Origin of the sequence: Microbacterium sp. che218 (assembly GCF_040436305.1) — a bacterium.
GTDB classification, from domain to species: Bacteria; Actinomycetota; Actinomycetes; order Actinomycetales; family Microbacteriaceae; genus Microbacterium; species Microbacterium algihabitans.
In genome coordinates this window covers 3208183-3234024 of record NZ_AP031501.1, presented here as the reverse complement: position 1 = coordinate 3234024, position 25842 = coordinate 3208183, and the positions used below count along the sequence as shown (strand labels likewise).

The window sequence follows — 25842 nt, the reverse complement described above, 5'->3', positions numbered from 1 at the left end:
CGTCGTGCCTTTCGCGGAGAAGGGATCAACCGGCGGCGTAGGCCGCGATGGGGGTGGTGGAGCTCGGGGCGAGGAAGCCGAACTTGCGCTTGACCGCACCCGGGGCGAACGGGGCCGTGCTGAAGTTCGTGAAGCTCGTCGTCTTGGTGGAGTCGACGAGACCGGCGAGCACGGCGTCGAAAGCCGGGGCGCCGCTGTAGGTGAACGACGACTGCACCTTGGCGCGCTCGACGATCAGGTAGGTGTCGCGACCGAAGGTCGTGTTGGAGTACATGCCGGAGTTGGGGACGAGGTTCGGAGCCGTGCCGGTGAAGGGCACCTGGCCGGAGACGGGCGAGCCCATCGACACCGAGGGAGCGGCGGCGATCGTGTTGACGCCCGCGACGTTGTTGGCCTGCGAGACCCAGTTCGCCACCGAGAAGGGGATGATCTGGTTGTCGCCGAGCACGGTCGCGTCGTTCTCGGGGGTGGTGTTGCCGGTGTCGTTCACGGCGGGAGCCGTGGGGGCGGAGCCGGAGTAGCCGAGCGCGTTCAGGAAGAACGTGCGGGTGCCCGAGCCTGTCTGCGGCAGACGCGGGGTGACCGAGACGCCGTCGATGGAGGTGAGGGTGCCGTCGTAGACGGCCTTGAGCTGCGCGGCCGTGAGGTTGGCCCACGCGGAGGTGCCGCCCTTGTAGGCGTAACCCACGGCGTCACGGGCGTAGGGCACGTAGAGCAGGCGGCCGTCGGCGTTGGCGTTGGTGCCGGGGCCGCTGGAGCTGCGCGCGACGTCGACCTGGCCCGTGATCTTCTTGGCGGGCGTGGTGTTGTTCGTCACCGCCCAGTCGTTTCCGTTCACCGAGGCGCGCAGGGCGTCGCGGCCCGAGCCCGAGCCGTTCGGACGCGCGAAGTACACGCCGCCGGGCTTGGTCTGGATCGCGGGGGCGCCGAAGGCGTCGAAGTTGCCGACGGTCTGCCCACCGGCGAGGACGCGCACCGATGCGCCCGAGACGGTCGTGCCGTTGGCGAGGGCGTTCATCGAGTCCTGGAGCGTGTCCGAACCGACGATCGCGTAGCTGTTCGACACCGGCTCGGCGGAGGCCGGGGCCGCGAAGGCGAGGCCCGACACGACGACGCCGACGGCCGCACCGAGGGCGGCGATCTTCTTGATCTTCACTGATGACCTATCTGTTGTGTGTGATGAGTGGGAACTTCGGGAAGGGCAGGTCGAGGGTCACGTTCTGCGAGGCAGTCGTGGGATCAGCAGGAACATGGCCGCGGCCACGAGGGCGGCGAGCAGGCTGATCGGCAGCGCCGCGGGGAGGGCACCGGAGTCGGGGTCGGCGGCGGTCTTCGCCCCGGCGAGCGCTCCGGCGATCGCGCCGGAGGCGGAGGGATTCGCGGGGTCCGCCGCCGTGGCTCCCCCGCCGGCGGGCACGGCGGAGGTTCCGGATGCCGCGGAGCCCGACGAGACCGCACCGCCACCGCCACCGGCGATCGACCCCGACGACGTCGTCCCACCCGCGGGCGGCGGCGACGACGGCGAGGGCGTCGCGGTCGAGGGGGTGAGGCCGTTCTCGAGTGCGGTCGCGGCGGCACGCGCCTGCACCCGCCAGCTGTCGGGCAAGGGGGCGTACCCGGCGGGGAGCTGGCCGATCTGCACGCCCGGCTCCTGGCCTGCCTCGGCGGCGTAGCGCATGAAGTCGGCGTAGACCGTGCGCACCGCGGCATCCGGGACGAAAGGACTCGCCGCGGCGTACACCGGCATCGCGAGCGGGTAGGCCGTGGTCGCGCGCTGGGCCTCGGGAGAGGCCGGCACGAACGCGCGCACCTGCGTCTGGGTTCCGACGGTCGTCATGGCGTCCGCGGCTGCGGTCAGGGCGTCGTCGGTCGGGCTGACGAAGACCCCCGCGGGATTGCGGAGCGACGCCGTCACCAGTTGGTACTTGTCGGCCGCGGCACCGTCGGTCAGGGCCATGACGGCCTGTGCGCCGGGGAGGTTGCGCGGGCTGCGGGTGTAGCGAGGCGGATTGCCGAGCGGATCCCAGGCGCTGAGCACCAGGCCGTCGCCGCGAAGCGTGTTGTACGCCGCGCCGTCGAGGTCGTTCGTGTACGGACGCCAGGTGACGGAGTTGATCGCCGCGGGACCGCCCTCCTGGGCGGGCACCTCGACCGGATCGGGCTTGGGGAAGCTGTCGCGCGGAAGCGAGAAGGCGGTGGCGGTCGGGTTCTTCTCCGCGTTCGTCGACGCGTAGGGGTTGACGACCATGCCCCAGCCGTCGGGCTCGCCTTCGAGGAAGGCCCGGGCGTCGGCATCCGCCATGACGTAGCTCCATAGCGCCGTCGCCACGTCGGAGCGGCCCTGCGGGAGCAGCATGTCGGCCACGGCGACGCTCGCGATCGCCTGGTACGACCATTCCGGGTCGTTGATCTCGAGGAAGTCGGGGTCGAAGAGCAGGTTGCGCGGGTTCTCCCCGAGGTGCTCCCGATCCGCCTGATACGGCAGCGCGTCGAGGTACGACGAGGTCAACAGTTTCGCGATCAGGCGCGGAGTGAGCTTCATGTCGGTCAGTGGAAGCCGGGCGCGTGCGAGGGCATCGGCCGGCACCGACCCGTCCTGCTGGGGGAAGCGATCGATCGCGAAGGCCACGGTGACCGAGGTGAGGCCGACCGGGGCGTAGACGAGCTTGTCCTCCCCCGGGCCGCTGTACGGCAGCGAGGTCAGCGCGAGCGGAGCATCGCCGGTCGCGGCGTTGGCGGCCGTCACCGCGTCACCCTCGGTGCTCGTCAGCAGCGTGAAGACGTTGCCGTTGGACCCTGCGCACAGCGACGGCTGCCACGACGAGACGGCCCGGGAGATGAGCTCGCTGCCGGCCAACTGACGCTCGGCCGCCCCGATGGCGCAGCGCAGACCGACGGGACGGAAGTCGAGCCGCACGGCGAGGTGGTGCTTCCAGTTGTCGTAGAACAACCCCGAGCTGACGTTCGACGACTCCCCGGTGTCGGCCGTGCCGCGCGGGATGACCACGAGCCAGCACGCGGCGCCGCTGGTGGCCGCCGCGTCTTCGCTGGTGCGCGCCCCGCAACCGAGTCCCCGCGACTGCGTGACCGTCTGCACTTCGAACGTGGTGCTCCCGGTGCCGTCGGCACCGGTACCCGCCCAGGGAACCTCGTTGCTGGTGTACTGCGTGAAGAAGGCGTTCGTGTTGACGTCGACCCCGGGCACGCGGACGCCGTCCTTCACCGAGGCGATCGTCTCGCCGGTCGCCGACCGGAACGGGATCGAGGTGTACGCCGGGTCGAGGAAGCTCGCAGCGGGCACCGTGTTCGACAGGTCCGCCTCGGCGATGCTCCCATCGGCGCGGTTGCCGTCACGGGTGGCTCCGGGCGTGCCGAAGGCGCCGTACTGGCAGGTGCTGCGGTCGGGCTGGCCCGGATGGTCCGGGTCGTCGCCCCAGCACTGCGCGATCTGCAGGAAGTTCTGCCCGCCCGACTGCTGGGTCGGCGGAGTCGACTCCGTGCCGCCCGTCCAGCTCACCTGCAGCCCCTGCGCCACGAGTCCCTTGGTCTGCGACACCGTCACCGACAGGTCGGGGAACGGTGAGTTCTGCCAATCGGCGTCGTAGCCCTTGGCGGTCACCGTCGCCGAGGTGGCGTCGGCGGCGCGGGCGGCGTCGGAGGTCACGACGCCGCCGACGGTCAGGGTGGCGAAGACGAGGCCGCCGACGAGGGCGCCGGCCAGGCCGGACAGCACGCGTCGCGCGGCGCGCCCTTCGGGTAGAGCACTGCGCACGGGATTCTCCTGGTGAGAGCGTCGCCTTCGGGTGGCGACAGCGATGAAGCTATGGGCGGGTTATGACATCCGCGTGAACGATCCGCCAACGAGGGATCGAACATTCACACGGCCTTGAGGATGAATGCAAAGCCCCGGTCCAGGGCGTTTTTCGCGCGCGCCGAACATCGCCTCCGCGGAGGCGTGCGGCGCGGTCGGTCAGCGCTTGCCGGCGCGGGGAGGACGAAGCGTGCGGAGGGTGACGGGGGGCACGACGATCGCGAGGATCAGCAGGATCGCGGCGGCCAGCATCAGCCACTGCGGGGCCTTCCACCCGTCGTCGGCGAGGGTGAACGGTGACGACACCGCCGCGACGACGGCACCCCCTCCCCCGGTGGCGGCGCTGCCGCCGACCAGATTGCCGCTCGCGTCATAGACGGCCTCACCCGCGGGTGCGGCGGCTGCGGCTGCGCCGGCGTCGGTCGAGGTCGCCGCGGCTCCGGTGCCGCCGCCTCCCGTCGCCGCCGGAGCCGCGCCCTGCGAGCCACCGGCCTCGGCCGACGATCCGCCCGAGCCCGAGCCGGTGACCGGCGTGTCGGTGCCGGAGGAGCCCGCCGTACCCGAGGTGCACTGGTTCGGCCCCTGCTTGTCGCACTCCGCCGGAGCGGGGGCGGACACGGCCAGCTGATTGTTCGACGGCGAATCGCCCGGTTTGAAGGTCGGGTTGTTGCAGGTGTTGATGTCGACGCCGTTGGCGTTCGCCCCGGGGATCCGCTTGAGCTGCTCCGAGCCCGCCATCACGAGGTTCATCGGCAGCGGGGAGTATCCCAGCGCCGTCGCCGACTGCTGCCCCTCGCACAGGACGTATTCGGCGAAGCCTCCGAGGGTGCGGCCCTTCTCGGCGGTGAAGATGCCCGAGACCTCGGTGGGCACGATCAGATACGAGTAGCTCGACAGCGGATACGTACGCGGGTCGGCGTTGTTGTACACGCCGTCGAGGATCTGGGTGAGGTAGTCGGCCGAGCCCGAGTCGTTGTTGATCTGCGCCTGCAGCAACGCGACGGCCACCGACGGCGCCGTGGGCTCGATGTAGTAGCCCGCGCTGTTGAGCACCTTCGCGACGGGGAAACCCGACTTCACCGCATACGAGTACTCGACGTAGGTGATCGCCCCCTCGCCGTAGTCCTGACTGACGTAACCGGCGACGCCGAGCGAGCCGTTCTGCGCCTTGCCGTTGGACGGGGTCGGGAATTGCGAGGTCATGCCATGGGTCCAGATGTCGCCGTGCTGCTTCGACATCCACAGCGAGAACTGCGCCGACGAGCCCGACCCGTCGGAACGCACGATCGGGACGATCGACCGGTCGGGCATCGCGAGGCCGGGGTTGTCCGCCTGGATGGCGGGGTCGTTCCACTTCGTGATCGCGCCGGCGAAGATCTTCGCGACCACGGCGCCCGACAGTCGCAGGTTCGTGACGCGCTTGCCGCCGATCTTGAGGTTGTACATGAACGCGGTACCACCGGCGACGATCGGCATGTAGGCGTACCCCGAACGCGGAACCTCCGGCTGGGAGTTGTCTTCGGGGCGCGCCTGGAACGGGATCTCGCTGATCGCGAAGTCGACGGTGCCGTTGATGAAGTCACGGCGACCCGCCGATGAGCCGACCCCCGAGTAGTTCACCGTCATGCCGTAGTTCTCGCCGACGTTGCGGCGCCACTGGTCGAGCGCGTTCTGCGACCAGGTCGAGCCCGTGCCCGAGATCGGCGCCCACGAGTCGGCGCGCGCCGATGGCACCGACGACGACACCAGGCCCGTGACGACGAGGAGGGCGACGGCGGATGCCGCCACGAGTGAGCGGATGCGGCGGATCACGGCATGTCCTTCGAGGGGGTCGAATCGTGCGGAACAAGAGGGGGTGTCGCGAGCGCGTCGAGCCGACCTCGGCGGAGCTCGATGCGCTCGAGGTCGGCGCGGGAGTGCGCGGCCCGCGCGCGACGCTGCCGGCCGCTGAGCTGACCGGGTCCGCGGCCGCCGATCACACGGGCGACGAAGAAGAGCAGCAGCACGAGGAGGATGAGGGTCGCGGCCGCCCCGAACCCGCGGGCGATCATGTTCGGCTCGGGTGATTTGACGAAGTCGAACACCTGCAGCGGCAGCGAGATCATCGGCCCCGAGAACGGGTTCAGGTTCATGTATGCGGTGACGCCCGAGGTGAGCAGCACGGGCGAGGTCTCGCCGATGCCGCGCGCCGTGCCGAGGATCACCGCGGTGACCAGACCCGAGCGGGCGGTGGGCAGCACGACGTGCCAGACCGTGCGCCACCGCGAGGCGCCCAGGGCGTACGCCGCCTCCCGCAGGTTGCCGGCCACGAGGCGCAGGACCACGTCGGAGGCGCGGATCACGATGGGGAGCATCATCACGGTGATCGCGAGGGATGCCGCGAAACCCGAACGCTCGTGGGTGATGAGCTGGATGACGGCGGAGTAGACGAACAGTCCCGCGACGATCGAGGGCAGCGCCGTCATGGCATCCGAGATCGTCCGCACGAACCGGGCGAACGGTCCCCCGATCTCGTTCATGAACACCGCCGTCGCGATCCCGAGGGGCACCGTGATCGCCAGCGCGATCGAGATCTGGATGAGCGTTCCCACGATCGCGTGGGCGATACCGCCGACGCTCAGCGGCTCGAGCGGGCCCGCCGCCTCCATCGTCTGCACGAAGGAGTTGAGGTTCACCAGCGCCGGCAGACCGCGGAACACCGCGAAGCACACGACGAACACGAGGGCGGCGATCAGGATGGATGCCGCGCTGTACAGCAGGGCGGTCATGACGCGATCGGTGACCTCTTGGCCCGTGGCCCGCAGCGCGACCAGCAGCGCGTAGATGACCACGAACAGCAGGTAGGTCACGACCGCCCAGCCGACCGCGCCGGTCATCGGCGTGAACCACCCGAACAGCAGGGTCGCCACCGCCAGGGCCGCGCCCAGCGCGCCGGTGAGGTTGAAGGTGTCCTCGGCCGTCGCTCCGCTCATGCGGCGGCGCGGGCCGACGGGCTCGTCTCCGGGCGCCGGGCGGAACGTGCGGCGGGGGCCGTCGATCGCGGACGCGGGGGCGGTGAGGGTGTCGTCCATGCGGGTCAGCCTTCGCTCTGGGCGCCCGACCGCGACCGCGCCACGATCGAGGAAGCGGTGAAGTTGATCACCAGGGTGATCAGGAAGAGGACGAGACCTGCCGCCATCAGGGCCGACAGGCCGAACTCGCTGGCCTCTCCGTACCGGAGCGCGATGAGGGCCGAGACCGAGTTGCTGCCGGTCTTGAGCACCTGCCAGTTGATCGTGAAGATCGGCGAGATGATCAGGTAGACGGCGATGGTCTCGCCCAGCGCGCGACCGAGTCCGAGCATGGTGCCGCCGATCATGCCGCCGCGCCCGAAGGGCAGCACGACGGTGCGGATCATCCCCCACCGCGTCGAGCCCAACGCGAGCGCGCCCTCGCGTTCGCCGACGGGAGCCTGCGAGAAGGCCTCGCGCATCACCGAGGTCTGCGTGGGCGCGACCATGAGGGCGACGACGATGCCGGCGATGAAGGCGGATGACGTGAACTGGCTGGCATCCGTCATCGGCGTCCCGTCGAGGTCGGTGACGGCGAACACCGGGATCCACCCGAAGTAGTGCGAGATCCACTGCGCGACGGGGATGACGTTCTGCTGCAGGAAGAACAGCCCCCACAGCCCGTAGACGACGCTGGGCACGGCCGCCATCAGGTCGACGAGCGAGATGAGCAGCGAGCGGAGCCGGGGCGGGATGATCTCGGAGATGAGCAGCGCCGTGCCCGTGGCCAGCGGGACGGAGAAGAACATCGCGACGATCGCGATCGTGACGGTTCCCGAGAGCACGGCCGCGATGCCGAAGGAGTGCGTCTCGGGCGACCACTCCTGCGTGGTCAGGAACGACCACCCCGCGACCGACAGCGCATCGCCGCCGCGCAGCGTGAGGAAGAAACCGACCGCGAGCATGATCGCGACGGTGATCCCCCCGGCGGCGAACGCGGTGGTCCGGAAGACCGCATCGCCGACCGACGGACGAGAGGTCATCGCGCGGGCGGTGCGTCGATCGCCGTCGATGGGGACGGCGTCGGCACCCTTTTCGGGGTCGCCGTCGGGGAAGAGCAGGTCGGTGAGATCGTCGGAGGTCGAGGTGCTCATCGACGACCGCATCGGCACGAGGGCGCGACGATGCGCGGGATTCGACTCATGGGGCTTCCTGAGCGGAGGGACCGGCGGCGGGTTCCGGCCGGATGTCGTTCATCGTCGGGGCCGAGGGTGAACGAGGGGCGACGGTTCTGCGAAGGAGGTGTTTCCGCATCCTCATCCAGAGACGTCAAGACGACGGCGCCGGGCTGGGGACGGTGGCGGACGGCCGCGGGGTCGCCGTGGGAGAGGGGACGGAGGCCGTGGCGACCACGATCGTGACGGTCGAGCCGAGCACCTGCCGCGTCGCGACCGCGGGTTCGACGGCGACCACCGCCCCGATGATGCCGGGTCGAGGTTCACGCACGACGAGGGGCACGAGTCCCGCGGCCGACACGAGCCCGACCGCGTCGCGCTCGGCGAACGAGGCGACCTCGGGCACGACGGTCCATCCGCTCGCCACGGCGAGGTCGACGGCGCTCCCCATGGGAACCTCGGCCCCGACGTCGGCCCCGGCCGCGAGCACCGTCTGGGCGGCGGATGGGCCGTCGTGGGCGGTCACGACACCGGGCAGCAGGCCCGCCCGCCGCAGCACCTCGGCGGCGTCGGCGAGGGCGAGGCCCCGCACCTCCGGCATGGGCACGGAGGTCGGCGCGACCGGAGTGGTCGGCACCGGATCGGGGGGCGTCGGGATGGGAGTGGCGACGACGGGGTCGGCGCTCGCGACCGCGGTGGGCGCTGCCGGGGCAGGGGCGGCAGCCGATCCGGATGCCGTGGGCAATGCGGCGGCGGCGATCACCGCGACCACCACGGTGACGGCGGCCGCCCCGAGGACCCACAGCCACGGCGAGGTCGCGCGGGGTTCGGGTTCGATCGGCGCCGGAGCGAGCGGACGCGCTGCGGTGAGGACGCGCGTGGGCGTAGGGTCGGAGTCCTCGGGGAGGGCCGGCTCCCGGTGCGCCGTGGAGAGGAGGGGGTCGATCGCCGCGCGCATCGCACGCGCGTCCGGGTAGCGTTCCGCGGGTTCCTTCAGCAGCGCCCGGACAATCAGCCGGTCGACGGCGACGGGCACCCCCGGCGCCGCCACGGACGCCGTGGGCGGGAGGGCCGTGAGGTGGGCGCGGACCGTGTCCGCCACCGAGGAGCGCGGGAACGGCGGGGTCCCCACCAGTGCGAAGTACAGCACCCCCGCCACCTGATAGAGATCTCCCGCCACGCCGACGGGGTCTCCTCGGAGCTGCTCCGGCGAGGCGTACGACGCGTTTCCGACGACACCGTCGCCGGCCGCACTGCGCAGCACGTCGGCTCCGCGGGCGGACTCGCCCACGGGGGCCGACAGGCCGAAGTCGATCAGGTGCACGTCGAGGATGCGCGCGTCGGCCCCGCGCGCGATCAGCACGTTGGCGGGCGAGATGTCTCGGTGCACGATGCCCGCGGAATGCAGCACCTGGAGGGCATCGAGAAGCGAGGCGGCCACCGTCAGCGCGGACGTGTGATCGAGGGCGCCGGACCCGCGCACGGTCTCGGCGAGCGAAACGCCCTCGACGAACTCCCACGCCGTCCATGACCGGAAGGGGGTCGCTCCGTCACCGCGGGCGACCGAGGCGCTCAGACCCGGGTGCGACAGGCCCGCCACGATCTCGGCCTCCCGCAGGAACGCCCGCGCGAGGGCGGGGTCGTCGGCGAGGTGAGGGTGGAGGACTTTCACCGCGACCCGATCGCCCGTCGTCGTGTCGAGGGCGTCGTACACGGATGCCGTGGCCCCCGAACCAAGGAGGGCGCGGATACGGAATCTCGCGTTGACCTCGTCGGCGTCAGTCAACGAGCTGGACCGCGGGGCCGGTCTGACGGTGGCGCCGCCCGGACCGGGTGCCGATGTTGAAGGCGCGGACGATGGTCGAACGCCCGAGGCTGTCACGCGCGGCGCGCGCGGCGGCGTTGGCCTCGCCCGGGGATTCGTACCAGCGCGAGCAGATCAGCACCGGCTCCCCGCTCAGTCGCAGCGCCCAGCCGTGCCGCATCGCGGCAGAGCCGCGCATGACCGACGGCGTGAGCTCGGCGAAGCGGGCGCGCAGGCCCTCCGCCTCGGCCCACGCGGAATCGGGCGACTCGTGCAGCGAGCTGCCGCGGGCGAGTTCGCGGTTGTTCGTGGCGAGCAGTCGCCACACTCCGAACATCCCGCGCTTACCGGGGGCGTCCTGCGTGCGGACGCTCGGCAAGGGAGGGGTGGATGCCGCCGGCAAGGCGCGGGCGCGGAAGGCCAGCCATGCCGCGAGCATCGGGTCGTCGGCCGAGCGGAAGGTGTCGAAGACGACGCGTGCGAGCGCGCCGGACGGCGCGGAGAGCGGATTGCTCACGAAGGGTCCCCTGTCTGACGGACCGTTCGCCGTGTCTTCGGGTGACACTCCGATGTTCCGCAGGTCAGAAGGTGCTCCCCGTCTGTGGCGAGCACGGGAGCGGGGGGTGAACGAGCGGTTCACCACGTGCGACTTCTCTCGGCGAATCCTGAGATTCGCCGAGGCGGCCTCATCTTCCCGGGGCCGGGCTCAGAGCGTGCGACGACCCTCGAAGGCACGGCCCAGGGTGACCTCGTCGGCGTACTCGAGGTCGCCGCCGACGGGGAGTCCGGATGCCAGGCGGGTGACGCGGATCTCGAGCGTGTGCAGCAGCCGGCTGAGGTAGGTCGCGGTCGCCTCGCCCTCGAGGTTGGGATTGGTCGCGAGGATGACCTCTTGCACGGTGCCGTCGGCAAGGCGCTGCATGAGCTGGGTGACGCGCAGGTCGTCGGGTCCGATGCCGGCGATGGGGCTGATCGCCCCGCCGAGCACGTGGTACAGACCGCGGAACTCGCGGGTGCGCTCGATCGCGGCCACGTCTTTCGCGTCTTCGACGACGCAGATCAGCGTGGCATTGCGGCGGGGGTCGCGGCAGATCGAGCAGCGCTCCTGCTCGGTGACGTTGCCGCAGATCTCGCAGAACTTGACCTTGTCGCGGATCTCACCGAGCAGGGTCGACAGGCGCGAGACGTCGAAAGACGGCGACTGCAGGATGTGGAACGCGATGCGCTGCGCCGACTTCGGGCCGATGCCCGGCAGGCGGCCGAACTCGTCGATGAGGTCTTGGACGATTCCGTCGTACATCAGTTGAACCTCATCGGGGGCTCGTAGGGTTCGTCGCGCACGTAGGTGGCACCGAGCATCTGTCGCACGACCGCCTCGCCGTAGCGCTGCACGCCGCCGCCGAGCGGGGGCATGCGCGGAACGACGACCGGCGGCAGCGGAGCCTCGGTCTCGTCGGCGGGCGGGATCACGTCGTCGTCGTCGACCTCTTCGGGGGCCGGGACCGACCGGGCCACGTCGCGGGGCGGGAGTACGACGCCCTCGCGGACGGGGGTGGCCGGTGCGATGCCGGCGGAGGCCTCGTCGGGTTCGTCGTCGACCGCCAGGGCGGTCGGAGCGCGGAACGCCGACGGCGCACCACCGTCGGAGGCCGGGATGGGCGCCACGGCCCACTCGGTCACCGACGAGGCGTACGGCGCCGACGAGGTCGCGGTGCGCGGCACGGGGGGCTGCTGCCCGCTCGGTCGCGTCGCCTCGGGGCCGGCGGACGCCGGGCCTGCCGGTCCACGCGGAGTGCCGCCCTGGCCGCCGGGGCCACCCCCCGACCCGCCGGGGCCACCGGGCTGGTCGCCCTCGAGGCGAGCGAGGTACTTCACCCGAACGCCGAGCACGGCCTGGATCGCCTGCCGCAGGTCTTCGCTCGGGCCACCCTCGGGCGTGCGGGTCTTGAACGCCGACAGATCGTTCGTCGTGCGGAACGCGAGGGTGAGCACGTCGTCGTCGTAGGCGACGACGGTCGAGGTCGAGACGATCAGCCACGAGGCACGGCTGGCCACCTCGAGCTGACCCAGCACCTCGGGCCACGCGTCCCGAACGTGCGCCAGGTCGATCGGGCCGACCGGGGTCGCCGGCGGCGTCGGGGCTGACGGCTCGAGCGGGGAGGCCTCGTCGGACGCGGGAGCGTCGTCGGGTGCGGGAGCTTCGTCGGGTGCGGGAGCGGCACCGGCGGGCTCAGCCGAAGCAGCGGGTTCGGCTGCCGCGTCGTTCTCGGCTGTCGCACCGGGTGCGGGGCTTGGCGCCGGCTCAGCCGCGGCAGCGGGCTCGGCGCTTTCTGCGGGCTCGGCTGCCGCGGCCGCTTCAGCGGGCGGGGTCGTGGAGGCCGACTCGGGCTCGGACGCCGGCGCGGCCTTCGTCGTCGACCCGGACGCCGGTGCCGGTTCGGGCTTCGCGGCCGGCTCGGGCTCCGCGACAGGATCGGATGCCTGGCCGTCTCCGGACTTCGAGACGGATGCCGCCGAGGGCGCCCTGTCGAAGGGGTGCGCCTCGTCGTCGTCGTCGTCGTCGGACATGGCGAGAGCCGGTTCGACGGCCGCCGCGGGCGAGACCGCGCGGGTCGGCGCCGGCTCGTCGAACACGGGGGCGTCACCGTCGTCGAACGGCGGCGGAGCGTCATCGTCGGTGAAGGGCGGCGGAGCGTCATCGTCGGAGGGGGCGCTGCCGGCCGTCGCTCCCGGGGCGGCGACGCGGTTCGTCGCGTTCGCGGGCGCGGGCCTCTCGGCATCCGCCGGCGTCGGCTCGGGGCGACCGGGAGTCGCGACCCGCGGGGCGGCGACGCCCGGAGATGCCACCGCGGGGGCTGCCCCGCCCGGCGACGCGATGCGGGGAGCGGCGACCCCGGGCGACGCGATGCCAGGGGAAGCGACGGCCGGCGAGGCCACGGTCGGTGAGGCCACCGCCGGTGAAGCGATCTTCGGGGAGGCCACGGCCGGCGACGAGGCACCGCCCGACGAGGCACCGCCCGACGAGGTACCGGGCGACGCGATGCGCGGGGCCGCCGCGGGAGCGGAAGAAACCGCCGGCTGGGTCGACGGTGCGGCGATGTCGGCCGCGGGAGACGCGGGACGCCCCGTCGCGGGGGCGACCTGCGCGGGGGCTGCGGCATGACCGCGCCCGGCTTCGATGGCGTGCGCCGTGGCGGGCGACCCGCCCTGAGCGACACCCGCGTGCGTGAGCACGCGCGCCACCAGCAACTCGAGCTGAAGGCGGGGCGAGGTGGCGCCGGTCATCTCGTCGAGCGCGGCCACCACGAGGTCGGCCGTGCGGGACAGACGGGTGGTGCCGAAGGCGGTGGCCTGGCGCGACATGCGCTCGAGCTCGTCGTCGGGAACCCCACGCAGGACCGCGGCGGCGCCCGCACCCGTGGCGGCCACGATGATCAGGTCGCGCAGGCGCTCGAGCAGGTCGTCGACGAAGCGGCGGGGGTCTTGGCCGGTCTGCACGACACGGTCGACGGCGGCGAAGGCTCCTCCGCCGTCGTTCGCGGCGAAGGCGTCGACGACCTCGTCGAGCAGCTCGGAGTGGGTGTACCCCAACAGAGAGACCGCGCGCTCGTAGCGCACGAGCACGTGGCCCGCGGAATCCGCGTCACTGCCGGCGATGAGCTGGTCGAGAAGAGAGAGGGTGTCACGCGGCGACCCGCCACCGGCGCGCACGACGAGGGGCAGCACGCCGGCCTCGACGCTCACGCCCTCGGTCTCGCAGAGCTCTTGGACGTATTCGAGCATCGCGGCGGGCGGAACCAGCCGGAACGGGTAGTGGTGCGTGCGCGAGCGGATGGTGCCGAGCACCTTCTCGGGCTCGGTGGTGGCGAAGATGAACTTCACGTGGGCCGGAGGCTCTTCGACCAGCTTGAGCAGGGCGTTGAAGCCCTGCTGCGTCACCATGTGCGCCTCGTCGAGGATGAAGATCTTGAAGCGGTCGCGTGCGGGGGCGAAGATCGCACGCTCGCGCAGGTCGCGGGCGTCGTCGACACCGTTGTGGCTCGCCGCGTCGATCTCGACCACGTCGAGCGACCCGCCGCCGCCGCGCCCCAGCTCGACGCAGCTGTCGCACGTGCCGCAAGGGGTGTCGGTGGGACCCGCCGCGCAGTTGAGGCAGCGCGCCAGAATGCGGGCCGAGGTGGTCTTTCCGCAGCCGCGCGGACCCGAGAACAAGTACGCGTGACCCACGCGGTCGCTGCGCAGGGCGGTCATGAGCGGCTCGGTCACCTGCGACTGCCCGATCATCTCGCCGAACGCCTCGGGGCGGTATCGGCGGTACAGGGCTGTCGTCACTCCACCAGCCTACGGCGTACCTCCGACATCGCCTCCGCGGCCTCGGGCGATCGCCCCTCGGGCCGCGGGGAACGGAGGAGATTCGGGCGACGGAGGACGCGATCGACCCCTGGCATCCTCCCCTCCCCGATCCTCCTCCCGCGGGCGGAGAAGGCGCCCGCGAACGCCGAACGCGGCGACCCCCGCAGGGTGCCGCCGCGTTCGAAGAGCTCAGAAACCGCCGTCGAGTCCGACCGCGATGGGCGCCTCGTCGTCGCCGACGACCGGGATGGTCGCGGTGACGATCGGCACCGACGCCGACAGCAGCGTGCCGTCCTCGCGCACGGAGCCCTCGAGCTGACGGATCGAGGGACGACCGGGTCGCACCGGACCCTGTCCGCGCAAGGCCACGCGCACCGTCTCACCCGGAGCGACGGTGTAATCCACCCCGCGCACGGCGAAGGTGACCGGACCGCCCTCTCCCCCGGCGCGAAGGGTCAGCGCCGACGCGGTGAGGGTGATGTCGAGGCGCGTGCCGTGCCAGTGCAGCACGTACGACAACTCGGGCCAGTCGGCGGGCAGACGCGGGTCGAAGGTCAGCAGACCGAAGTGGTCGCGCATGCCGCCGAAACCGCTGACGAGGGCCGTCCACACACCACCGGCCGAGGCCACGTGCACCCCGTCGGAGGCGTTGTGATGCAGGTCGCCGAGGTCGACGAACGCGGCCTGACGGAAGTACTCCAACGCGAGGTCCTGGTAGCCGACCTCCGCCGCGAGGATCGACTGCACGACCGCCGACAGCGTCGAATCGCCCGTGGTCAGCGGGTCGTAGTACTCGAAGTCGGCGAGCTTCTCGGCATCCGTGAAGTGATTGCCCTGCAGGAACAGCGCGAGCACCACGTCGGCCTGCTTGAGCACCTGGTACCGGTAGATCACCAGCGGGTGGAAGTGCAGCAGCAGCGGACGCTGATCGGGCGGGGTGTTCTCGAGGTCCCAGATCTCGCGCTCGAGGAACACGGCGTCTTGGGGGTGGATGCCGAGGGCCTCGCTGAACGGGATGTGCATGGCCTCGGCGGCCTTGTCCCACCGCTCGGGCTCCGACGGGTCGAGGTTCATGCGATCGGCCATGTGCGCGTACGCATCGGGATCGCGGTCGGCGAGATCGCGGACCGTGCGCGCGGCGAAGCGCAGGTTGAACCGCGCCATGACGTTGGTGAAGAGGTTGTCGTTGACGACGGTGGTGTACTCGTCGGGCCCGGTGACGCCGTGGATGTGGAAGGAGTCGCGCTCCCCGTCGTCGGAGCCGTCGCTCGAGCGCCAGAACCCCAGCGTCGCCCACAGGCGGGCCGTGTCGACGGCGATGTCGACGCCCTCACGGGCGAGGAACTCCTCGTCGCCGGTCGCCCGCACGTACTTCGCGAGGGCGTAGGCCACGTCGGCGTTGATGTGGTACTGCGCGGTGCCGGCGGCGTAGTAGGCCGAGGCCTCCTCGCCGTTGATCGTGCGCCACGGGAACAGCGCCCCGGCCTCGTTGAGCTGGTGCGCGCGCTTGCGACCCGCGGGGAGCATGAGGTACCGCATGCGCAGGGCGTTGCGAGCCCACAGCGGTGACGTGTACGCCAGGAACGGCAGCACGTAGACCTCGGTGTCCCAGAAGTAATGCCCGCTGTAGCCGGAGCCCGTGACGCCCTTGGCCGGCACGCCCTGCCCGTCGGCACGGGCGGCCGCCTGCGCGAGCTGGAAGAGGCACCAGCGCGTAGCCTGCTGCAGGTCGCCGTGACCGCCGATGCGCACGTCGGAGCGATCCCAGAAGTCGGCGTACCAGGCGATCTGCTTCTCGACGAGCCGGTCGACGCCCGTCTCGACCGCGCGATCGAGCGTGCGGCGGCACCGGTCGAGCAGCTCACCCGTGGGGACGCCCCGAGAGGTGTGGTAGCTCACGAGCTTGGTGATCGTGGTCGCGACGCCGGCCCGGGCGTGCACCCGGTAGACGTTCTTGGCGATGTCGGGCTCGATGAGCTGACGCGAGGTGTACTCGTTCTCGGTCTCGACGAGGTGGTCGGCGATGACGGCGAGCGTCATGTTCGACTCGCTGACCTCGTAGCTGAGGGCCGAGCGGTCGCCGTCCTGCCAGTACTCGCGCGGCTGCAGCACGCGGTCGCTGAGCTTCTCGGTCTTGCGCGGGTCGAACCCGGACTGCTTCGACGCCATAGGCGAACCGCCGTAGATGCCCTCGCCGTCCTGACGGTTGAGCAGCTGGCTGCTCACGGTGACGGGAGCGTCGGCGTCGAGCACGGTGACGGTCAGGCGCAGCACCGCGAGGTGCTTCTCGTCGAACGACACGAAGCGTTCGTCCTCGATGCGCACGCGCTTGCCCGAGGGCGTGACCCACAGGAGGTTGCGACGCAGGATCCCCTGACGCATGTCGAGCACGCGCTCGTACTCGCGCACGTCGGCCACGTCGAGCGACAGCGGCTCGTCGTCGACGTAGACGCGCATCACCTTGGCATCCGGAGCGTTGATGATCGTCTGACCGACCTCGGCGAAGCCGTAGGCCTGCTCGGCGTGACGGATCGGGAACGTCTCGTGGAAGCCGTTGATGAACGTGCCCTGCTCGAGGGCGAACCGGCCTTCGATGGAGTTGCCGCGCAGTCCGAGATAGCCGTTGCCGACGGCGAACAGGGTCTCGGTGACCCCCACGTCGTCGAGCGAGAACTCGGTTTCGACGAGGCGCCATTCGTCGATGGGGAAACGATCGCGATCGATCATCACGTGCCTTCCAGGGCGAGGGGGCATCCCGCGCGCCCGCGGTGAGTCGGGTGGGTCGCGTGCAGGCGACGGCTCAGTCTACGAAGGCCGCGAGGTCGTCGACGACCACGGTGGCCCCGGCGGACGCGAGGTCTTCGGCGCCGACGCCGCGATCCACGCCGACGACGACCGCGTATCCGGCCGCGACCGCCGACTTCACGCCGCTGAGGGCGTCTTCGACGGCGACGGATCGGGCCGGGTCGACTCCGAGCATGCGCGCCGCCTCGGCGAACACGTCGGGAGCGGGCTTCGACGACAGGTGGTCGCGCTCGGCGACGACGCCGTCCATGACGACGGGGAAGCGATCGCGGATGCCGGCGGCGTCGAGCACCTCGACGGCGTTCTTCGAGCTCGACACGACCGCGATGGGGACCCCGGCCTCCTGCAGCACGTCGAGAAGGGCCACCGACCCCGGGTACGGGGCGATGCCCTCGCGGCGCAGGATCTCGGAGAAGACCACGTTCTTGCGGTTGCCGACCCCGCACACGGTGTCTTCGGACGGGTCGTCGGAGGGATCGCCCCACGGCACCTCGACGTCGCGGCTGCGCAGCAGGCTCGCCACGCCGTCGTAGCGCTTCTTGCCGTCGACATACTCGAAGTAGTCGCGGTCGGTGTAGGCCGGCTCGATCTTCCACGCGGCGAACAGCTCGTCGAACATCGTCTTCCACGCCCGCATGTGCACCTCGGCGGTGGGAGTCAGCACGCCGTCGAGATCGAACAGCACCCCGTCGAACGTCGTCAGGTCGGGCAGATCGGCGGTGGGGGTCATGGGGAACTCCGGATCGAGGAAGACGGTCGCCCCAGCAGGGCGGGGTCAGCGTAGCGGGGCGAGGTGTCTCAGGCCGTGACCGACAGCGTCTGCCGCGCGATCTCGAGCTCTTCATCGGTGGGCACGACGAGCACCTCGACGCGCGAGGCGTCGGTGGAGATGCGCCGGATGCCGCGTCCGCGCGTTGCGTTGCGCTCGGCGTCGATCTCGACCCCGGCGAATCCGAGCGTGGACATGGCCTCGGCCCGCACGGCGGCGGCGTTCTCGCCCACCCCCGCGGTGAAGGAGATCACGTCGACGCCGTCCAACTGCGCGAGGTAAGCGCCCGCGTACGCCCGCAGGCGATGGATGTAGACGTCGAAGGCCAGGCGCGCCGCCGGGTCTCCCGCCTCGCGTCGCTGCTGGATGTCGCGCATGTCGGACACCCCCGCGATGCCGAGCAGGCCCGAGCGCTTGTTGAGCAGCGTGTCGAGATCGGCGGTCGACATCTCGGCGCGACGCGCGAGCTGCAGCAGCACCGCCGGGTCGAGGTCTCCCGAGCGCGTGCCCATGACGAGCCCCTCGAGAGGAGTGAGGCCCATCGAGGTGTCCACCGAACGGCCGCCCTCGATCGCGGCGACCGAGGCGCCGTTGCCGAGGTGGAACACGATCTGCTTCAGCTCGGTGAGCGGGCGACCGACGAAGGCTGCGGCCGCCTCGCTGACGAACTTGTGGCTCGTGCCGTGGAACCCGTAGCGACGGATGCGGTGGGCCTCGGCGACCTCGCGGTCGATGGCGTAGGTGTACGCCTCGGGAGCGAGCGACTGGTGGAAGGCCGTGTCGAACACGGCCACGTGCGGCACGTCGGGGAACGCCTTCTTCGCCGCGACGATCCCGGCGAGGTTCGCCGGGTTGTGGAGGGGTGCCAGCACGGACAACTCGTCGATGTTGATCTCGACGAGGGGCGTCACCACGGTGGGTGCGAAGAAGCGCGCACCTCCGTGCACGACGCGGTGCCCGACCGCGACCGGGGCGCGCTCGTCGAGCGAGGGCCCGTGCGCGGCGAAAGCGTCGAGCATGACGGCGAAGCCCGCGGTGTGGTCGGGGATCTCGCGCTCGATCATGTACGTGGCATCCGTCACCGTGGGCGCCGGAGCGTCGGGAGCGGCGAGGGCCGCGGCGGTGACGGTGTGGGTCGCGACGCCGGTGCCCTCTCCGATGCGTTCGACGAGACCGGATGCCAGCACCCGCTCGTGCGCCATGTCGAGCAACTGGTACTTGAACGACGACGAGCCGCTGTTGACGACGAGGACGACGCTCACTGGGTGCCCCCCTGGGCCTGGATCGCGGTGATCGCGATGGTGTTCACGATGTCGTCGACGAGGGCGCCGCGCGAGAGGTCGTTGATGGGCTTGTTCAGGCCCTGGAGCACGGGACCGATGGCCACCGCGCCGGCCGAGCGCTGCACGGCCTTGTAGGTGTTGTTGCCCGTGTTGAGGTCGGGGAAGACGAACACCGTCGCGCGACCGGCGACCTCGGAGTCGGGCATCTTGGCCCGGGCGACGGCCGCGTCGGCCGCGGCGTCGTACTGGATGGGCCCCTCGACGAGCAGCTCGGGTGCCCGCTCGCGCACGAGGGCGGTCGCGGTTCGCACCTTCTCGACGTCGGCCCCCGTGCCGGACTCCCCCGTCGAGTACGACAGCATGGCCACGCGTGGCGCGATGCCGAACTGCTCGGCGGTGGCGGCCGACGACACGGCGATGTCGGCGAGCTGCTCGCTCGTGGGGTCGGGGATGACGGCGCAGTCGCCGTAGACGAGCACGCGGTCGGCGAGCGCCATGAGGAAGACGCTCGAGACGACCGAGACGCCGGGGGCGGTCTTGATGATCTCGAACGCGGGGCGGATGGTGTGCGCCGTGGTGTGCGCGGCGCCCGAGACCATGCCGTCGGCGAGGCCCAGGTGCACCATGAGCGTGCCGAAGTACGACACGTCTGTCACGGTGTCGGCGGCCTGCGCGAAGGTGACGCCCTTGTGCGCGCGGAGCCGGGCGTACTCGGTCGCGAACTTGTCGACGTGCACGGCGTCGAAGGGGCTGAGCACCTCGGCGTCGCGGATGTCGATGCCGAGCTCGATCGCGCGCCCGCGCACCTCGATCGGCTCGCCGAGGATCGTGAGGTCGGCGATGCCGCGCGAGAGCACGGTGGCGGCGGCGCGCAGCACGCGGTCGTCGTTGCCCTCGGGCAGCACGATGCGGCGCTTGTCGCTGCGGGCGCGGTCGACCAGGCCGTACTCGAACATGAGCGGGGTGACCACGCTCGGGCGGGCGACACCCAGCTCGCGCGTGAGGAGTTCGGTGTCGACGTGGCGCTCGAACAGGGCGAGGGCGGTGTCGTAGCGGTGCTGCGAGTCGGCGGCGAGGCGACCGCGCGTGTTCATGATGCGCACCGCGGTGTCATAGGTGCCCAGGTCGGTGGCGATGATCGGCAGCGGCGAGCCGAGGCCGTCGATGAGGCGCACGATCGCGTCGGGCAGCTCGAACCCGCCGTTGAGCACGATGCCGGCGAGCGAGGGGAAGGTGCCCGAGGCGTTGGCCAGCAGCGCGGCGATCAGCACCTCGCTGCGGTCGGCGGGAATGACAACGACCGCGGACTCTTTGAGCCGCGGCAGCACGTTGACCATCGACATGCCGGCGACGACGACGTCGAGCACCTCGCGGGTCAGCAGCGCCGGGTCTCCCTTGATGAGCTCGCCCTCGACCGAGCGCAGCACACCGCGCACCGAGGGGGCGATGAGGAAGCGGTCTTCGGGGAGAGCCCAGACGGGCACGCTGCGGCGTTCGGCGGCGGCGCCGATGGGAAGCGCGTCGACGACCTGACGCACGGATGCCGTGATCTCGTCGAGGTGGTCGGGATCGGCGCGGTTGGCGATCACGGCGAACAGCGCCGCCCGCTCGTGCTGCAGCTCGGAGACGGCGAGCGAGGCGATCTGCCCGACCTCGTGCGGGGTGCGCGCGACCGACATGCCGAGCGTCTCGCTGTGACCCTGCTGCGCGCGACCGCCGAGCACGAGCAGCACGGGGGCGCCGAGGTTCGCCGCGATGCGGGCGTTGTAGGCCAGTTCGGCGGGGCTGCCGACGTCGGTGTAGTCGCTGCCGATGATGACGACCGCGTCGCACTGGGCCTCGACGGCCTTGTACCGCTCGACGATGCGCGCCAGAGCGGCGTCGGCGTCGTCGCGCACGTCGTCGTAGGTCACGCCCACGCAGTCGTCGTAGGCGAGGTCGACGCTGTCGTGATCGAGCAGCATCTCGAGCACGTAGTCGCGCTCTGCCGTCGATCGCGCGATGGGACGGAACACCCCCGCGCGCGGCGTGACGCGGCTGAGGGCGTCGAGGACGCCCAGAGCCACCGAGGATTTGCCCGAATGACCTTCGGCCGACGTGATGTAGATGCTCTGCGTCACGGAGCCAGCCTATTGCCGGCCTCCGACACCGCCGCGGGGTTGCTTCGGCGTCGAGTGATCAGGAGGGGTCCACCGGCACGAGCCGGGCGCCGGCCCTCCGGAGGTCCGCGGCGAGCGCCGCGTCGGGGTCGAGGTCGGCGATGATCCCCGAAACCCCGTCGAGCGGCAGGATGCCGAAGCGCGAGGCCGCACCGAGCTTCTCCTCGCTCGCGAGAACGAACGTCTCGGCCGCGCGGGCGGCGAGAGCGCGCTTCATGGCCGCCTCCTCGGCATCCCCCGTCGACAGCCCCGTCTCGGGGTGAACCCCCGTCACTCCTAAGAAGAAGAGGTCGGCGCTGACGTTCTGAGCGGCCTCCATCGCCGCGGCCCCGCAGGCGACGGCGGAGTGCTTGAAGAGGCGCCCGCCGAGGATGACGACCTCGGCGTCGTGGTCGAGGAGCGCGGCGGCGATCGTCGGCGAGTGGGTGATGATCCTGCCGCCGACCGAGCGCGGCAGCAGGTCGACCATCGCCAGGGTCGTCGTGCCGCCGTCGAGCAGCACGGTCGAGCCGGGCTCGATGAGGGCGACCGCGGCGGCGGCCACGCGCTCTTTACTCCCCCGCGCGACCTCGCGACGAGCGGCGTAGTCGGCGACCGCGGGCGACGCCGGGAGCGCCCCGCCATAGACGCGCACCGCCAGGCCCGCGGCATCCAACTCTCGAAGATCTCGGCGGATGCTGTCTTCGGAGAGCCCCAGCTCTACGGCGATGTCCTTCACGACGAGACGCCCGTCGCGGCGGAGCCGGTCGAGCAGGGCCTCTTTGCGTGCGGCGGCGAGCATGTTTCACATTGTTGCACGTTTCTGCATTATTGTTCCGAATCATGACCGACCCTCGCCCCGGCACCACCGTCGCCGACCACCGCGGCCGCACCGGCCTGCATCTCACAGGCCGGGACCTCGACCGCAATCCGCGAGTGGAGGTCACACGCGTCGACCTCCTCGCCGCGGGCTGGCACGTGCTGCGGGCGACCACGTTCCGCTACCGCGGCGACGACGGCGAGTGGGCGACCCTCACGCGCGAGACCTACGACCGCGGCAACGGTGCGACGATCCTGCTCTACGACCCCGCGCGGCGGACCGTGCTGCTCACCCGGCAGTTCCGCTACCCCGTCTACGTCAACGACCACCCCGACGGCATGCTCATCGAGACGGCCGCAGGCCTGCTCGACGACGACGACCCGGTCACCGCGATCCGTCGCGAGGCCGAGGAGGAGACGCGGGTGCGCGTCGACGAGGTGCAGCACGTGTTCGACGTCTACATGAGCCCGGGATCGGTGACCGAGCGCCTGCACTTCTTCGCCGCGGCCTACGACGGCGCCGACCGCGAGGGCGATCGCGGGGGTCTGGCCGAGGAGGACGAGGAGATCGAGATCCTCGAGTACGACATCGACGTCGCGCTGGCGAAGATCCGGGACGGATCGATCCAGGACGCCAAGACCATCATGCTGCTGCAGTGGGCGGTGCTCGACGGGCCCTTCGCCCGGCGCTGAGGCCCGGCGCGAAGGCACGACACCCAAGCACGGCATCCGGAGCCGAAGACACCGCACGATCCGGCGAACGCGCGGGAGACCGATGCGACACCCCCTTCGGGTGGGGGCGTCGCACCCGACGCCGTCAGGCGGCGATGCGCCCGAGAGCGGCGTCGAGCTCGGCGGTCGTCGGCGGCGCGGCGCCGGCCCGACTCACGGTGATGCCCGCCGCGGTGGCCGCGGCACGACCCGCAGCGGCCAGCTCGTGTTCGTCGAAGCGTCCCTCGACGACGCGCTGCGCGCCGATCCCCCGCGCGAGCCCCGCGATGAGGGCCGACATGTAGGAGTCACCCGCACCGATCGTGTCGACGAGCCCCACGGTGTGCGCGGCGACCTGGAGGTCGCCGGCCGCGGTCGAGACGGTGCTCCCGTGCTCTCCCCGCGTGACGACGACGATCGAGGCCCCCGCGCGCAGCAGACGACGCGACGCCGACGACGGGTCGTCGGGATAGAGCCACTCGGCGTCTTCATCGCTGAGTTTGACCACGGCGGCGCGCGCGGCGTACCGGTCGACGAGGGCCCGGGTGTCGGCGGCGGGCGGCAGCAGAGCGGGCCGCACGTTCGGATCGAAGCTGACCAGCACGTCCGGCGACAGGTTCTCGATGAGCTCGAGCACGCGGTGGGCTCCCGGGGGCCGCAGCGCCCCGACGGAGCCCACGTGCACGATCGAGAACCCGGCGGTCTCGGGCGGACGACCGAACTCCCACGACAGATCGAAGTCGTACGTCGCCGATCCGTCGACGCCGATCCGCGCCCGGGCCGTCGACGTGGGCGCGGAGGTCGCCGCCGTCTGAACGACGTCGACCGCCGCCGCCGCCACGTGGTCGGCGATCGACCTCCCGCGCTCGTCGTCCGCGAACTCGGTGGCGAAGGTCGTAGCGATGCCCAGGCGCGACAGCCCCACGGCCACGTTCAGCGGGCTGCCTCCGACATAAGAGGTCTCGCGACCGTCGCGGTCGACGATGTCGATGAGCGCCTCACCGATGACCAGCGCGCGGCCCGGGGGGCGGGAGGCGGTCACGACACCGGTTCCAACCAGGTCAGGGTCGATCCGCCGCCGACGACGAACGGAGCGAAGGCCTCGTTGAAGGCCGCGCAGTGCGGCGTCTGCAGGTGCGCCTGGAAGGCCGCCTCGTCGGCGTACTCCTCGTAGACGAAGAAGCTGTCGCGATCGTGGGCGAGGCGGTGGGCGTCGAAGCGCACGTTGCCCGGTTCGGCCGACACCTTCTCTCCGTACCCGCGGACGAGGGCGGCGACCTCGTCGCCCCGCCCCTCCTCGGCCCTGAACTGCGCGTACAGGAACTTGCCCGTCACAGCGTCTGCGCTCCCGTCATGATCGCGACCGCTTCGCTCATCGTGTGCGAGGTGGGGGTGATGGTGCCGGCGCGCTTGCCGAGACGCTGGATGTGGATGCGGTCGGCCACCTCGAACACGTGGGGCATGTTGTGGCTGATCAGGATGACCGGCACGCCGTTATCGCGCAGGCGCTTGATGAGTTCGAGCACCTGGTTGGACTCGCGCACGCCGAGGGCGGCCGTCGGCTCGTCGAGCACGACCACCTTCGACCCGAAGGCGGCGGCGCGGGCGACGGCGACGGCCTGACGCTGGCCGCCCGAGAGGTTCTCGATCGCGACCGACACGTCCTGCAGGGTCGAGATGCCCAGACGCGTGAGCTCCGCGCGGGCGTTGGCGCGCATGGTCTTGGTGTCGAGCATGCGGAACACCGATCCGAGCGGACCGGAACGGCGCAGCTCGCGACCCAGGTACATGTTCGCGGCGACGTCGAGGGCGGGCGAGACGGCGAGCGACTGGTAGACCGTCTCGATGCCGGCCTCCCGCGCGTCCTGCGGACGACGGAACGACACCTCGCGCCCGTCGAGGCGCAGTTCGCCCTCGTCGGGGATCTCGGCACCCGTGAGGCACTTGATGAGCGTGGTCTTGCCGGCGCCGTTGTCGCCGATGATGGCCAGCACCTCGCCGGCGTACAGGTCGAGGCTGACGCCGTCGAGACCGACGACGTGCCCGTAGGTCTTGACGAGGCGCTTGGCCGAGAGGACGGGCGTGCGCGTGTCGGTTGCTGCGGCGTTCACTTGCGAACCTTCCGAATCCACTGGTCGATCGAGACGGCGACGATGACGAGCACGCCGACGGCGAGGGTTTGGTACAGCACGTCGAGGCCCGCCAGGGCGAGACCGTTGCGGAACACGCCGACGATGAGCGCGCCGAGCAGGGTGCCCCACACGTTGCCGCGTCCGCCGAAGAGGCTGATGCCGCCGATCACGACGGCGGTGATGGCGTTCAGGTTGGCGTCGACCGCGGCGTTCGGGCTCGAACCGAAGTCACGACCGATCTGGATCCACGCGGCGACGGCCACAATGGCCCCTGCGACGAGGTACACGCTGAGCAGCACGCGGTTGACCCGGATGCCGCTGAGGCGGGCGGCCTCTTTGTCGTCGCCGACCGCGTAGACGTGTCGACCCCACGCGGTGCGGCCGAGCGCGTACGACATGAGGGCGTAGACCACGATCATCAGGAAGACGCCGAAGGTGACGTCGACGCCGATGTGGAACGTCGTGCCCGTGAAGGTGAGGATCTCGGGCAGATCACTGCCCTGCACGGTCGCGCCGTTGGACAGCAGGAGCAGCAACGCGGTGAAGATGCTGAGCGTGCCCAGCGTCACGATGAACGGCGGGAGGTTCAGACGCGTGACCAGCAGGCCGTTGACGAAGCCGGTCAGAACGCCCGCGATCAGGCCGACGATGAGAGCGAGCGGCCCCGGCATCCCGAGGCCGGCCGCGGCGTTGCCCATGACGACGGAGCTCAGGATCATCGCCGCCCCGACCGACAGGTCGATTCCCGCGGTGAGGATGACGAGGGTCTGCGCCACGCCGAGCGTGCCGATGACGGCGACCTGCTGCGTGATGAGCGACAGGTTGGCGGGGGCGAGGAAGCGGGGGTTGACGATGCCGAAGATGACGACCGCGACGACGAGCACGATGGCCGGGCTGATGGCCGGGTAGCGGTAGAGGACGTTGCGGACGCGTTGCATGGGCGTCTGGCGTGAGAGGAACTCATCGGCCAGGTGCAGCGTCGACGTCGGCGGTGTGGTCTGGGGGGTGGTGGGCGATTGTGACATGACGGCCTTCCCGGTCGCAGGTGAGAG

The 25842-nt window shown here is 71.2% G+C and carries 19 protein-coding genes; 1 reads left to right on the top strand and 18 read right to left on the bottom strand.

Annotated elements, in window-relative coordinates; translation table 11 throughout:
• Positions 1 to 25: 25 nt before the first annotated feature.
• The 14 genes from ABXS86_RS15235 to ABXS86_RS15170 form a co-directional block, all read right to left on the bottom strand.
• Complete coding sequence (locus tag ABXS86_RS15235) at positions 26 to 1156, bottom strand: hypothetical protein (protein ID WP_251508823.1); 1131 nt, start codon at positions 1154 to 1156, stop codon at positions 26 to 28.
• A 57-nt stretch (positions 1157 to 1213) separates the two neighbouring features.
• Positions 1214 to 3772, bottom strand: coding sequence for a hypothetical protein (locus tag ABXS86_RS15230; RefSeq protein ID WP_353665018.1), 2559 nt, complete (start codon positions 3770 to 3772; stop codon positions 1214 to 1216).
• A 198-nt stretch (positions 3773 to 3970) separates the two neighbouring features.
• On the bottom strand, positions 3971 to 5623 hold the full coding sequence (gene pstS / locus ABXS86_RS15225; protein ID WP_353665017.1) for a phosphate ABC transporter substrate-binding protein PstS: 1653 nt from the start codon (positions 5621 to 5623) through the stop codon (positions 3971 to 3973).
• Positions 5620 to 6882 (bottom strand): phosphate ABC transporter permease PstA, encoded by a 1263-nt coding sequence (pstA, locus tag ABXS86_RS15220; protein WP_307213140.1) that lies wholly within the window; start codon positions 6880 to 6882, stop codon positions 5620 to 5622. The genes pstS and pstA overlap by 4 nt, the downstream gene beginning before the upstream one ends.
• A 5-nt stretch (positions 6883 to 6887) precedes the next feature.
• The gene (pstC, locus tag ABXS86_RS15215; RefSeq protein ID WP_353665016.1) at positions 6888 to 7955 is read right to left on the bottom strand and encodes a phosphate ABC transporter permease subunit PstC; all 1068 of its coding nucleotides are present in this window, start codon (positions 7953 to 7955) and stop codon (positions 6888 to 6890) included.
• Between the two features lie 175 nt (positions 7956 to 8130).
• The gene (locus ABXS86_RS15210) at positions 8131 to 9762 is read right to left on the bottom strand and encodes a protein kinase domain-containing protein (RefSeq protein WP_353665015.1); all 1632 of its coding nucleotides are present in this window, start codon (positions 9760 to 9762) and stop codon (positions 8131 to 8133) included.
• Positions 9755 to 10297, bottom strand: coding sequence for a hypothetical protein (locus ABXS86_RS15205; RefSeq protein ID WP_251508817.1), 543 nt, complete (start codon positions 10295 to 10297; stop codon positions 9755 to 9757). The genes ABXS86_RS15210 and ABXS86_RS15205 overlap by 8 nt, the downstream gene beginning before the upstream one ends.
• A gap of 189 nt (positions 10298 to 10486) precedes the next feature.
• A complete protein-coding gene (gene recR / locus ABXS86_RS15200; RefSeq protein ID WP_013585718.1) occupies positions 10487 to 11080 on the bottom strand; it encodes a recombination mediator RecR in 594 nt (197 codons plus the stop codon).
• Entirely contained in the window at positions 11080 to 14112 is a 3033-nt protein-coding gene (locus tag ABXS86_RS15195) for a DNA polymerase III subunit gamma and tau (protein ID WP_353665014.1), read from the bottom strand. The genes recR and ABXS86_RS15195 overlap by 1 nt, the downstream gene beginning before the upstream one ends.
• Positions 14113 to 14322: 210 nt before the next feature.
• Positions 14323 to 16860, bottom strand: coding sequence for a glycoside hydrolase family 65 protein (locus ABXS86_RS15190; RefSeq protein WP_353665013.1), 2538 nt, complete (start codon positions 16858 to 16860; stop codon positions 14323 to 14325).
• 73 nt (positions 16861 to 16933) lie between these two features.
• A complete protein-coding gene (locus ABXS86_RS15185) occupies positions 16934 to 17668 on the bottom strand; it encodes an HAD family hydrolase (protein WP_307213146.1) in 735 nt (244 codons plus the stop codon).
• A gap of 68 nt (positions 17669 to 17736) precedes the next feature.
• Entirely contained in the window at positions 17737 to 18969 is a 1233-nt protein-coding gene (locus tag ABXS86_RS15180; protein ID WP_353665012.1) for an acetate/propionate family kinase, read from the bottom strand.
• On the bottom strand, positions 18966 to 21110 hold the full coding sequence (pta, locus tag ABXS86_RS15175; RefSeq protein WP_353665011.1) for a phosphate acetyltransferase: 2145 nt from the start codon (positions 21108 to 21110) through the stop codon (positions 18966 to 18968). The genes ABXS86_RS15180 and pta overlap by 4 nt, the downstream gene beginning before the upstream one ends.
• Before the next feature lie 58 nt (positions 21111 to 21168).
• Positions 21169 to 21930: a DeoR/GlpR family DNA-binding transcription regulator gene (locus ABXS86_RS15170; RefSeq protein WP_353665010.1), complete on the bottom strand. Its 762-nt coding sequence runs from the start codon at positions 21928 to 21930 to the stop codon at positions 21169 to 21171.
• Positions 21931 to 21971: 41 nt separating this feature from the next.
• Here ABXS86_RS15170 and ABXS86_RS15165 point away from each other — a divergent pair, with 41 nt between their 5' ends.
• Entirely contained in the window at positions 21972 to 22640 is a 669-nt protein-coding gene (locus ABXS86_RS15165) for an NUDIX domain-containing protein (protein WP_353665009.1), read from the top strand.
• A gap of 124 nt (positions 22641 to 22764) precedes the next feature.
• Here the strand turns inward: ABXS86_RS15165 and ABXS86_RS15160 are convergent, their stop codons facing one another.
• The 4 genes from ABXS86_RS15160 to ABXS86_RS15145 are packed head-to-tail and all read right to left on the bottom strand — an operon-like array spanning position 22765 to position 25815.
• Positions 22765 to 23700: a PfkB family carbohydrate kinase gene (locus ABXS86_RS15160; RefSeq protein ID WP_353665008.1), complete on the bottom strand. Its 936-nt coding sequence runs from the start codon at positions 23698 to 23700 to the stop codon at positions 22765 to 22767.
• On the bottom strand, positions 23697 to 23993 hold the full coding sequence (locus ABXS86_RS15155) for a putative quinol monooxygenase (protein ID WP_353665007.1): 297 nt from the start codon (positions 23991 to 23993) through the stop codon (positions 23697 to 23699). The genes ABXS86_RS15160 and ABXS86_RS15155 overlap by 4 nt, the downstream gene beginning before the upstream one ends.
• The gene (locus ABXS86_RS15150; protein WP_307213159.1) at positions 23990 to 24769 is read right to left on the bottom strand and encodes an ATP-binding cassette domain-containing protein; all 780 of its coding nucleotides are present in this window, start codon (positions 24767 to 24769) and stop codon (positions 23990 to 23992) included. The genes ABXS86_RS15155 and ABXS86_RS15150 overlap by 4 nt, the downstream gene beginning before the upstream one ends.
• Complete coding sequence (locus ABXS86_RS15145) at positions 24766 to 25815, bottom strand: ABC transporter permease (RefSeq protein WP_307213160.1); 1050 nt, start codon at positions 25813 to 25815, stop codon at positions 24766 to 24768. The genes ABXS86_RS15150 and ABXS86_RS15145 overlap by 4 nt, the downstream gene beginning before the upstream one ends.
• Between the last annotated feature and the right edge of the window lie 27 nt (positions 25816 to 25842).